The following is a 10695-nucleotide window of genomic DNA, read 5'->3' on the forward strand; positions in this document are numbered from 1 at the left end:
GGGTCGGCCCTCGGCGGCCGCGCGATCCGTGGCGAGCTCGTCGGCCACCTGGCGCAGCACCGCCAAGGCCGAGCTGAGCGCCCGGTCGCAGGCGCCCAGGTGCATCAGCGCGATCTGGTCGGGTTCGCGCCGGCGCGCCGCGGCAAGCAGCTGGCCGGCGACGGCCGCGGCGCCGCCGAACCAGACCGCGGCCACCCCGACGCCGCCCCAGGCGAAGCCAGGACGGTCCAGGTAGAAGCCGGGAGCGCCCACCGGATGGGCGGTGGCGTCGTCGAGGGTGATCGTGGCCGTCTCGATCTCCACCAGCCCGCGGGGGTGCCAGTCGGCGAGGTCTGCCTGCACTCCTTGCTGGTGCAGGGGGAGGGCGAAGAGCTGGCCGCCGTCGGGGCCCTGGGCCGTGACCAGGGCATGGGTCACCTGGCGCGCGAGAGAGCACCACGGCTTGCGGCCGTCGAGGCGCCAGCTGCCATCACCGCGCTGGCTGGCCGTCAGCCCCATGCCGGGGGCGTTGGCGGCGTAGACGCCCCAGGTGGCACCGTCACCGGCGTTGATATCGGCGGGCCGGATCCCTGCCTGGTGGAGGATCGCGACGGCATCGAGGTGGGGTTCGGCAGCCCGGGCCAAGGTCAGGTCGGAGGAACCCAGGGTGGCAAGCAACTGGAGGTAGGGCCACAGCCCGTCCTCGAGGCCCTGGGCGAGGTGACGGTGCTGGTGGGCCAGCACGAGGCCCCGGCTCACCGGGGTGCCTGCCTCGCCCAGCCGCCCCAGGTCCCGCCGCAGCCCCGGCAGCATCCACTCGTCGCCGCACCAAACTGGTCGAAGTGTGTCCATGCGCACAACGGTAGTGTCCCGCGCCCGATCGTCCTTCATTCCCGGTGCAGCAGGAAGAAGCAGGGTTTGTCCAGGCCGCGCATGTCCATCAGGCCGAGCAGGGTGTCGTCGTCGATCCGACGCAGGTGGTCGATGATCGGCAGGTCGTCGTAGACCATCGCGGTGCTGGTGCGGCCCCGGTGCTCCACCATGCGCAGGCGGGCCCGGGGGCGCCGGGTACGCGCCAGCGGCAGCAGCCACCGGCCCAGGTGGACGTGCCCCGCCCTGCGCACCGGGCGAGGGAAGGCCATGGCCACCGTCACCGGCATCAGCCACGGATTGAGGCAGATCCTGCCCACGCGGGTGTCGAAGACCAGCGGGTCGACGTCCTCACTGCCGCGAAACCGCTTGCCGTGCCAGCCATAGGCGGCCAGCAGGCCGTCGAAGGCACTGCCGGTGGCCAGCTCCTCACCGCGCCAGGCGCCCAGAACGTCTTCCGCAGCCACCGGGGCGAGCTCGTCGAAGACGGCCAGCGCCTCGGTGGTGTCGGCCTCGGCCAGTCGGGTCAGCACGGTGCTCATGGGTCCATCTTCTTGCGGACACGGGACTTGGGCCAGTACCGACACCGGCCGGACAGGCAGTATGCAGGGTGGGTGCACCGACGCCATCCGTGCTCCTGAGAGACTGGCCACACCACAAGAGCCCTACCCAGTGCCCGAAAGGACCCTTCGTGCTCGACATCCGACGCCTGCAGGTGCTGGCGGCCCTCGAGAACTCCAACACCATGACCTCGGCCGCGGCCCACCTGCACATGACCCCCTCGGCGGTCAGCCAGCAGATCGCCGCCCTGGAGCGCGAGGTGGACATGGCGCTGCTGGACCGCAGCGGCCGGCGGGTCCGGCTCAACGCCGCCGGGCGGCTGCTGATCGGCCAGTACCACCGCATCCACGCGGTGATGGAGGAAACCGAGGCCTGTTTGGAGCAGCTGCGCACCGAGGTGAGCGGTGAACTGACCATCAGCACCTTCCCCAGCTTCTGCTCCACGATCCTTCCCGAGGCGCTGATGCAGCTGCGTCGCGCCCACCCCCAGCTGCGTACCCAGGTGCTGGACATGGAGCCACTGGAGAGCATCGAAGGGCTGCGCAGCGGGGCCGTCGACGTCGCCGTCGTCGACGACATCAGCCCCGGTTCGCTCGAGGGCGTCGACATCACCGAACTGTGGCGCGACGAGATCGTGCTGTGCCTGCCGCCCGACCGGGAGGACCTGTCCACCCAGGTCGGCCTGGCTGACTTCGCCGACGAGCACTGGATCCTCGACAGCGTCGATGCCAGCTTCACCGACTTCCTGCGCCAGACCTGCCGCGATGCTGGCTTCGAGCCCGACGTGGTGGCCCACTGCAGCAACCTGACCGCGGCGCTGGGGCTGGTGCGTGCCGGTTTCGGGGCCACCCTGATCAGCGAACTGAACCTGGGCCGGGAGACCACCGATGTCACGGTGCGGCGCCTCGACCCGCCGATCAGCCGCAACCACCGCATCCTGACGCGCAGCTCGAACCGTGACTCACCAGCGATCGCGGCGACCAGGCGCCAGCTGCAGGTGGCGGCGGGCGCCCGTCCTGGGGGTCAGCCGAAGCTGACAGCAACGAAGAATCGTTAAGGGCCCCTTCACAGGATCTTCCAATCTTCGACAAAGAATTCAGCGTTTCCACCTTCTGGCGCCAAATCTTCCGGGATAGCCTGGCTGGGCCCAACGACGGAAGACCCGTCGCATCCGGGGCTCCAACGAAGGGGTTTTGTGATGGCTCTCAGCGTTCTCGACCTGTTCTCCATCGGCATCGGACCGTCCTCCTCCCACACCGTGGGACCCATGCGGGCCGCCACCCGCTTCATCGCCGACCTCGACGAGGCCGGCCTGTTCGAGCGAACCGCCCGGGTGCGCGTCGAGCTCTTCGGTTCGCTCGCCCTCACCGGCAAGGGCCACGGTTCCGACAAGGCCTCGATCCTGGGCCTGCTCGGCCACCGCCCCGAGAATGTCGACACCGAATGCGCCGACGACATGGTCACCGAGGTCTACGCGCAGCAGAAGATGCTGCTCGACGGGCGCCACGAGATCGCCTTCGGCCCCGACGACCTGCTGATGCACCTGGACAAGACCCTGCCCGGCCACCCCAACGGCATGCGCTTCACCGCCTGGGATGCCGAGGGCAATGACATGGCCAGCAAGGACTACTTCTCCATCGGCGGCGGCTTCGTCGTCGACCACATCGCGGTGCGCGAGGACCGCCAGGTGGGCGACGCCGTCGGCAACCAGATCCCCTACGACTTCAGCAATGCCGTCGAGCTGATCAAGCTCTGCGACGAGACCGGCCTGCGCGTCGGTGATCTGGTGATGCGCCGTGAGAACCAGTTCCGTCCCGAGTCCGAAACCCGTGCGGCCCTGCTCAAGATCTGGCAGGTGATGCAGGACTGCGTCACCGCCGGCTGCACCAGCGAACAGTTCACCCTGCCCGGTGGGCTGGAGGTGCCCCGCCGCGCCCCCAAGCTCTTCCGTGAGCTCAATGAACAGGGCCGCACCGGCGATCCGCTGGAGGCCACCGACTGGGTGAACCTGTACGCCCTGGCCGTCAACGAGGAGAATGCCGCAGGCGGCCGCATGGTCACCGCGCCCACCAATGGCGCGGCCGGCATCATTCCCGCCGTCCTGCACTACTTCGTGAAGTTCTCGCCCAAGGCCAACGACGACACCATTGTCGACTTCCTGCTCACCGCCGGCGCCATCGGCATCCTGTTCAAGACCAATGCCTCGATCTCCGGCGCCGAGGTCGGCTGCCAGGGCGAGGTCGGCTCGGCCTGCTCGATGGCCGCCGGCGCCCTCTGCGAGGTGCTCGGAGGCACCCCCCGCCAGGTGGAGAATGCTGCCGAGATCGGCATCGAGCACAACCTTGGTCTCACCTGTGACCCGATCAGCGGCCTGGTACAGGTCCCCTGCATCGAGCGCAATGCCATCGCCGCCAACAAGGCGATCAACGCGGCCCGCATCGCCCTGCGGGGAGACGGCGGCCACCTGGTCAGCCTCGACGCGGCCATCCTCACCATGCGCACCACCGGTGCGGACATGCGAAGCGAGTACAAGGAGACCTCCACCGGAGGTCTTGCGGTCAACTACACCCTGTGCTGACTGCCAGCCCAGGTATGAAAGGTATGGAGACAATGTCGTCATCCACCATGGAAGGGACCCAGACCCCAGTGGTCGAGGCCCCGACCGACAAGAAGTTCAACCGGGAATGGATCATCAGCCTGTTCGGCACCGCCATCGGCGCCGGCATCCTCTTCCTGCCGATCAATGCGGGCGCGGGCGGCATCTGGCCGCTCGCCCTCGTCACGATCCTCATCGCCCCGATGACCTACCTGTCGCACCGGGCGCTGTCACGGATGATCTGCTCTGCCCCCAGCGCCACCGACGACATCACCCATGTGGTGCGCGGCTACTTCGGTGAGGGTGCCGGACGACTGGTGACGGTGCTGTACTTCCTGGCCATCTACCCGATCGTGCTGATCTACGGAGTCAGCATCACCAACACGATCGACAGCCTGATGGTCAACCAGCTGGGCATGCCCTCCCCGCCGCGCTGGATCCTGTCGGGGGTGCTGATCGCACTCATGATGGCCGTGCTGCTGGCCGGTGAGCGCATCATGCTGGTGGTCACCGGCTGGCTGGTCTACCCGCTAATCGCCGTGCTCTTCGGCGTGACGCTCTACCTGATCCCGTCATGGAAGTTCGACCTGTTCACGCAGGCCGGCAACGGCTCGATCGGCGAATTCCTCAAGACCACCTGGCTGATGATCCCGGTGATGATCTTCGCCTTCAACCACTCTCCCGCGATCTCGCAGTTCTCCCTGTCCCAGAAGAAGAAGTACGGGCGGCGTTCGGCCGAGGAGGCCTCCTGGATCCTCAAGCGCACCACCATGCTGCTGGTGCTGTTCGCCATGAGCTTCGTCTGGTCCTGTGTGCTGGCACTGGGCAAGGACGGTCTGGCCGAGGCCCGCGCCGCCAACCTGCCGGTGCTGTCCTACCTGGCCAATGTGCACAATGCGCCCTTCATCAGCTACCTGGGCCCGGTGGTGGCGATCCTGGCGATTGCCTCGTCCTTCTTCGGTCACTACCTGGGTGCTGCCGAGGGTCTGGCGGGCATTGTGCGCTTCGTGGACCCCCACGGCACGAAGGTGCCCCAGCGCAGCCTGCAGATCGGTGTCGCGGTCTTCATGTTCATCACCACCTGGATCGTGGCGATCATCAACCCGAGCGTGCTGAGCCTGATCGAGAGCCTGTCCGGTCCGGTCATCGCCATCGTTCTCTACCTGCTGCCGATGTATGCCATCCACAAGATCGACGCACTCAAGGAGTACCGCGGCCGCGCCTCGAACGTCTTCGTGACGATCGCCGGCATCGTCGCCGTCGCCGGCATTCTGGCCAGCCTCGTCAGCTGAGGCAGGCCTGATCGGCGCCCAACCGGGCGCCACGCACAAGATCTCGGAAGATCTGGGTTCCCCACAGACCCAGATCTTCCGAGATCTTCTTGTTGGTGCTGGTGCGCCGGAACAACACGCTGCCCGCCACCCCCTGATCGAAGCGGGGCAGCGGGCAGCGAGTGGGCTCAGAGCGCAGCGAGCATCTTCTTCATCTCGGCGATCTCGGTGGCCTGGGAGGAGACGATCTCCTCCGACAGCTTCTTGGCGTCGGGGCTCTCACCCTTGGCGATCTCGTCCTTGGCCATCACCAGGGCGCCCTCGTGGTGGGCGATCATCGACTCCAGGTAGTAGCGGTCGAAGTCGGTGCCCTTGAGCGCGGCGAGCTTCTTGTTGACCTCTTCCTGGGTCTGGCCGTTGATGTCCATGCCCGGCATGTCGTGGGCGCCGTGGCCCGCCTCGAGCGGCTCGTTCCAGCTGCGCAGCCAGCTGGTCATCTGGTCGATCTCAGGCTGTTGCGCCTTCTCGATGCGGGTGGCCAGCGCCTTCACCTCGTCGCTGTCGGCCCGAGTGGGGGCCAGCTTCGACATGTCGAGCGCCCCCTGGTGGTGGACGATCATCATCTGGGCGAACATCGCGTCATCGCCGTTGTGGGGGCCCGCCACGGGCTGGGCCGACATCATCTCGGGCGAGGAGGCACTGCTCGACGCCGCCGGGGTGGACGTGGTCGTGGTGGTGGTCGTCGTGGTCGCCGACGGCTCGGCCGTGTTCGAACCGCAGCCGGCCAGCGCGAGGGCCGCGACGGCGACAACGGCAAGGGACATGGTCTTCATGGGTGCTCCTGGATCATTTGGAGTCAGGCCAGTTGGAGGGTGGTGATGCAGGTGGGGGCATCGGCGGCGGTCGACAGCGGGATGCTGCCCTTGCCCTGCTCGCCGCTGATGATCAGCGTGCCCTTCACGTCGCGGGGCACCCAGAAGCCGAGGAAGCCGTTGTCGTAGGTGGTGGCCTTCTCGTCGATGATCTTCTTGCCCTGGGCGTCGGTGAAGGTCACCTGGAAGTCCTTGCCCACCTGCTCGCCCTGGCAGCCGGTGAGGTGGTGGGCGAAGCACTCGTGGGTCTTGTCGACATAGGGCGCGACCGAGACATAGGTCTTGTCCTTGGGCATCGGGATCGAGGTCTCGGTGGACTTGTCCTCGCCCGAGGTGAGCAGCAGCTCGTCCTGGCGGACCGAGCCGTTGAGGTCGATCTTCTTGTCCTCCTGGGTCTGGTCGAGGCTGTTGATGACCGTGACGACGTCCTTGCCGTCGAGGTCCAGCTGGGCCAGCTTGCTCTGGACGGCATCCTCGGAGGCGGCAGGTGCCGACGAGGCCGCCGTGGTGGCCGCCGGGGTGGCCTGCTCGGACGAGGAACAGCCGGTCAGGCCGAGGGCGACGGCCAGGGCGGGGGTGATGAGGGCGAGGGCGGTGCTGCGGCGCATCGTGGAACTCCTGCTCGATGGGGAATTGTCTACGACCCAGTGTCGCAGATCGCTCAAGCCGGCTGCTCCCAGCGTCCGGGATGGCCGCGGAACCAGCGCGCCAGCAGCGGGGCGCTGGCCAGCACCAGCACCAGCCGCACCACTTGGACTGCCAGCACGAAGGTGACATTCGCCCCACTGGAGGCGGCCGTCGCCAGCACTGCATAGAGCCCGCCGGGCGTGGTGGCGAGGTAGGCGTCGAGCTGCGGCACGCCGGTGAATTGCGCGAGCGCCACCCCCAGTGCTGCCGAGCCGAGCACCACCAGCAGGATCATGGCCACCGACAGCGGCAGCAGCCGCCCGACCTGCCGCAGGCTCGCCCGGGTGAAGCGCAGCCCCACCTGTAGCCCCACCAGCGCAAAGCCGACGGCCGCCAGCCACGTCGGCTCGGCCACGGGTCCCAGCACGCCGGAGATCGTGATGATGCTGGCCACGAGCAGCGGGCCCAGCAGATGGCCCGACGGAAAGTGGACCAGCCGCGCCAGTCCCACCCCCACCGCGGTGCTGACGGCGACGAAGAGCAGGTCGGCCCACCAGGCCGCGTGGGCGACGGGGACCGTCGGGGCCGGCTCGTGGAGTGGGGGCCGGAAGACCAGCGTGGTCACCACCGGCATGCCCATCAGGATCATCACCACGCGCAGGTACTGCACCACGGAACTGATCCGGTCGTCGGCACCGAGTTCCCGGGCGATCGCGGTGATCCCGGAGGCGCCGCCGGCGATCATGGCGAAGGTGCCCGTCGCCCGGGAGAGTCCGCCCAGACGGGCGAAGAGCTGCCCCAGCACCAGGCTCAGGACCAACGTGGCCAGCGTCACGGCGCCGATCGGCAACCAGTTGCCGCCCAGCGCGCGCAGGGTGGCCAGGTCGAGAAGGGAACCCATCGAGATGCCGATCAGTGCCTGACCGGCCACCGAACCGGCCGTCGGCAGGTCCATGGTGGGGCCGCGGCCACTGACGGCATAGAGCATGCCCGCGAACAGGGCGCCGAAGAGCGGTGGAGAGGGGAAGTGGAGCAGGGAGAAGAACCAGCTTGCGAGCACGGTCGCGCCCAGCACCCCGAACCACGTCATGCACAGGGCGCGGCGCTCGGGAGGCTGGGCGGTCGTCCGCTCCGTCGAAGCGGTCAGTTCTCGCGAGGGTCGGACTTGCCGTCGACCTCGCCCGCGTCGGCGGTCGGGGTGTCCTCGCGCGGGTCGGCCTGCATCGACTGGTCGGCCTGGTCCACCTCGGGACGCTGCTGGTCGGGATCCTGGTCTGCGTCGTTCTTGTACGGGTTCTCGCTCATGTCTTTACAGTAGGGAGGGCGGCTGCCCGGCTGAAGGGCTGTCCGCCGCTGGCGGAAGCCCTTCTGCCGTCTGGGGTCACTTCGGCTCGACGTACTCGCCCTTCTCGTAGTCGTAGTCGACCGGGTTGCCGTCCTCGTCGGTGCGGGCATACCACTCGGTGAGCTCGGGCGAGGTGGAGTCGAAGTCGCCGCCGGTGGCGCGCTCGTCGTCGGTGGGCTCGACGGTCAGTGCGAAGTTGTCGCCATAGGTCGCCACGCCGTGCTTGACGGCCTTCTCCAGCGCCCACTGCTCATAGTTCTCGCGGATCGCCTGCGGGTCATTGCGCAGGAGCTTCACCAGGGCCACCGCCATCAGCACCAGCACCAGTGCGAAGGGCAGGGCCGTCACCACGATCAGGTTCTGCAGGCCCTGCAGGGCATTGCGGCCGCCGAAGAGCAGGATCACGATTGCGATGCCGGCCATGCACAGCGCGAAGAAGGCCGTCACCAGCTTGTTGGGCGACGGGTTGCCGCGCTGGGCGAGCTGCGAGTTCACCAGCGAGGCCGAGTCGGAGGTGGTGACGAAGAAGACGCCCAGCATCACGATCACCAGCGCCGAGACCACCCCGCCGCCGGGCAGCTGCTCCACCACCTTGTAGAAGATCTCGGCCGGCAGCGGCAGCGAGGCGGCCGTGCCGTCGGGGGCGATGGCCATGGCGGTGTCGCCGGCCGCGACGGCCCGTCGCTGCAGCCAGATCGCCGTGCCGCCCAGGATCGCGAAGGCCAGCACGATGATCGACGAGGGGATCAGCAGCACGCCCAGCACGAACTGGCGGATGGTGCGTCCGCGCGAGATCTTGGCGGTGAAGACGCCGACGAAGGGTGCCCAGCTCACCCACCAGGCCCAGTAGAAGGTGGTCCAGGAGGACAGGAACTGCTCCATCTCGGGGCCCTCGGCCATGTTGGCGCTCAGCATGTCGGGCAGGTGCCCGAAGTAGTCGACGATCGCCGCCGGCACGGTGTTCATCAGGAAGGCCGTCGGCCCCCCGATGAAGAAGAAGACCGCCAGGCCCAGCGCCATCACCATGTTGATGTTGCTCAGCCACCGGATGCCCCTGGCCACGCCCGAGACCGCCGAGATGATCGTCGCGATGGTCAGCACGGCGATGATGCCCAGCGCGAGACGGTTGCCGGTGGGGCCCCAGCCGGCGACGACCTCCACACCGCGGGCGATCTGCAGCGCGCCGATGCCCAGGCTGGCGGCGGTGCCGAAGAGGGTCGCGATGATCGCCAGGCCATCGATGATGCGGGCGACGGGGCTGTCACTGCGGCCACCCCACAGCGAAGTGACCACCGAGCTCATCAGCGGCACCCGGCCGCGACGGTAGGAGACGTAGGCGACGGCAAGCCCGACGATGGCGTAGATCGCCCAGGCATTCAGTCCCCAGTGCAGGGCGGCCTGCGCGATCGCGCCCTTCACGGCCATCGCTGAGTTCGCGTCGTAGTGCGCGCCCGGGCGGGGGCTCAGGTAGTAGGTGAGGGGTTCGTAGGGGCCGAAGAAGATGATGCCGATCCCGATTCCGGCGCCGAAGAGCATCGCCGCCCAGGACCCGGTGGAGTACTCGGGCTCCTCGCCGTCGAGGCCGAGCGTGATCCTGCCGAAGCGGGAGAAGGCGATCACCAGCAGGAAGAGCACCATGCCGATCGCCAGGATGTTGAAGGTCCAGCCGAGGTTGCGCATCACCCAGGTGAGCGCCGAGCTGGAGACGTCGAAGACCTGTTGCGGTGAGGCGAGGCCCCACCCGACGAAAGCGACGATCAGCGCGCCGACAGCCAGGAGAATGCCCTTGTCGATGCCGTAGCGGATCCTCTGGTCCTCCACCGAGACGCCCGGCACCAGCGCCGGATGGATCTGGTGGGGGTAGTTCACCTCCCGCAGGAAGGTCTTGGCAGCCTTGGCGGGCTTGGACGGGCGGGGTTGTCTTGGACCCGGGTGGCTCACGAATGCTCCTGGTGTCATCGACGTCGGTGGCATCTTCCTCGTCCACCGTAGGGGTATCGGTGGTGAATTGGCGGCAACCTCCGAGGAGCGGACGGTATTTTTTGTTGCGCGGCCGGGGCAGGATGGAGCATTGAACACCCCCGACGACGCGGCCCGCGAAGAGATCCTGCACAACTGGAAGGTCCAGCTGCAGGCGATGGACGGGGCCGACACCGACCAGCTGCGCCAGTGCTTCACCCAGGACGCGGTGCTGGTGCACATGACCGGCTATCGCCAGCCGCTGAAGGAGTGGCTCGCCGGCATGCGCGCCGGAGAATTCGTCTACCACCAGGTGGTCGAGCACGACGTCCAGGTGGAGGTGGACGGAGACAAGGCCTCGCTGCAGGGACGAATCACCACCGGCTACCGGCCCGACGGCTCCGGCCGGGCTTGGCCGCTCGACGTCCGCCAGGACCTGGTGTTGAGCGATGGGCAGTGGTTGGTGGCCGAGTCGCGCGTGCGGCTGGGCTGAGGCCTTGGCATCGTGAGGGCATGACCACACCTGACGCCGCCGTGCGCCCTGCGACCGCCGCTGATGCGGAGGTGATCAGCACCTGGATCGCCAGTGCGGAGGAGCTGCTGGTCTTCGCCGGC

At 68.1% G+C, this 10695-nt stretch carries 10 protein-coding genes and 1 pseudogene; 4 read left to right on the forward strand and 7 right to left on the reverse strand.

Annotated elements, in window-relative coordinates; genetic code table 11:
- Together ACHFFZ_RS00160 and ACHFFZ_RS00165 are read right to left on the reverse strand one after the other, a co-directional pair.
- Positions 1–831 (reverse strand): annotated as a pseudogene (locus ACHFFZ_RS00160) (hypothetical protein); the annotation flags it as partial.
- A gap of 35 nt (positions 832–866) precedes the next feature.
- A complete protein-coding gene (locus ACHFFZ_RS00165; RefSeq protein ID WP_394274643.1) occupies positions 867–1391 on the reverse strand; it encodes a DUF4334 domain-containing protein in 525 nt (174 codons plus the stop codon).
- Between the two features lie 149 nt (positions 1392–1540).
- Between ACHFFZ_RS00165 and ACHFFZ_RS00170 the strand changes: the two genes are divergently transcribed.
- The 3 genes from ACHFFZ_RS00170 (at position 1541) to ACHFFZ_RS00180 (ending at position 5298) form a co-directional block, all read left to right on the forward strand.
- A complete protein-coding gene (locus ACHFFZ_RS00170) occupies positions 1541–2467 on the forward strand; it encodes a LysR substrate-binding domain-containing protein (protein WP_394274644.1) in 927 nt (308 codons plus the stop codon).
- A gap of 141 nt (positions 2468–2608) precedes the next feature.
- Positions 2609–3988: an L-serine ammonia-lyase gene (locus ACHFFZ_RS00175; protein ID WP_394274645.1), complete on the forward strand. Its 1380-nt coding sequence runs from the start codon at positions 2609–2611 to the stop codon at positions 3986–3988.
- Positions 3989–4035: 47 nt separating this feature from the next.
- Positions 4036–5298, forward strand: a complete 1263-nt coding sequence (locus tag ACHFFZ_RS00180) for an aromatic amino acid transport family protein (RefSeq protein WP_394274646.1) — start codon at positions 4036–4038, stop codon at positions 5296–5298.
- A 167-nt stretch (positions 5299–5465) separates the two neighbouring features.
- Here the strand turns inward: ACHFFZ_RS00180 and ACHFFZ_RS00185 are convergent, their stop codons facing one another.
- From ACHFFZ_RS00185 to ACHFFZ_RS00205, 5 genes are all read right to left on the reverse strand, one after another.
- Positions 5466–6110: a DUF305 domain-containing protein gene (locus tag ACHFFZ_RS00185; RefSeq protein WP_394274647.1), complete on the reverse strand. Its 645-nt coding sequence runs from the start codon at positions 6108–6110 to the stop codon at positions 5466–5468.
- A gap of 23 nt (positions 6111–6133) precedes the next feature.
- Positions 6134–6757, reverse strand: coding sequence for a CueP family metal-binding protein (locus ACHFFZ_RS00190; RefSeq protein ID WP_394274648.1), 624 nt, complete (start codon positions 6755–6757; stop codon positions 6134–6136).
- Positions 6758–6810: 53 nt separating this feature from the next.
- Complete coding sequence (locus tag ACHFFZ_RS00195; protein WP_394274649.1) at positions 6811–7866, reverse strand: AbrB family transcriptional regulator; 1056 nt, start codon at positions 7864–7866, stop codon at positions 6811–6813.
- Positions 7867–7919: 53 nt separating this feature from the next.
- Positions 7920–8081 (reverse strand): hypothetical protein, encoded by a 162-nt coding sequence (locus ACHFFZ_RS00200; RefSeq protein ID WP_394274650.1) that lies wholly within the window; start codon positions 8079–8081, stop codon positions 7920–7922.
- A 76-nt stretch (positions 8082–8157) separates the two neighbouring features.
- Positions 8158–10062, reverse strand: a complete 1905-nt coding sequence (locus ACHFFZ_RS00205; RefSeq protein ID WP_394274651.1) for a BCCT family transporter — start codon at positions 10060–10062, stop codon at positions 8158–8160.
- Positions 10063–10192: 130 nt separating this feature from the next.
- Here ACHFFZ_RS00205 and ACHFFZ_RS00210 point away from each other — a divergent pair, with 130 nt between their 5' ends.
- Positions 10193–10573 (forward strand): nuclear transport factor 2 family protein, encoded by a 381-nt coding sequence (locus ACHFFZ_RS00210; RefSeq protein WP_394274652.1) that lies wholly within the window; start codon positions 10193–10195, stop codon positions 10571–10573.
- The last annotated feature ends 122 nt before the right edge of the window (positions 10574–10695 follow it).

It is taken from the genome of Luteococcus sp., assembly GCF_043424415.1.
GTDB lineage: Bacteria > Actinomycetota > Actinomycetes > Propionibacteriales > Propionibacteriaceae > Luteococcus.

Coding starts and splice junctions, on each gene's coding strand:
- ACHFFZ_RS00195 (WP_394274649.1), bottom strand. CDS start 7,866: ATGACGTGGTTCGGGGTGCTGGGCGCGACCGTGCTCGCAAGCTGGTTC.
- ACHFFZ_RS00180 (WP_394274646.1), top strand. CDS start 4,036: ATGGAAGGGACCCAGACCCCAGTGGTCGAGGCCCCGACCGACAAGAAG.
- ACHFFZ_RS00190 (WP_394274648.1), bottom strand. CDS start 6,757: ATGCGCCGCAGCACCGCCCTCGCCCTCATCACCCCCGCCCTGGCCGTC.
- ACHFFZ_RS00200 (WP_394274650.1), bottom strand. CDS start 8,081: ATGAGCGAGAACCCGTACAAGAACGACGCAGACCAGGATCCCGACCAG.
- ACHFFZ_RS00185 (WP_394274647.1), bottom strand. CDS start 6,110: ATGAAGACCATGTCCCTTGCCGTTGTCGCCGTCGCGGCCCTCGCGCTG.
- ACHFFZ_RS00175 (WP_394274645.1), top strand. CDS start 2,609: ATGGCTCTCAGCGTTCTCGACCTGTTCTCCATCGGCATCGGACCGTCC.
- ACHFFZ_RS00165 (WP_394274643.1), bottom strand. CDS start 1,391: ATGAGCACCGTGCTGACCCGACTGGCCGAGGCCGACACCACCGAGGCG.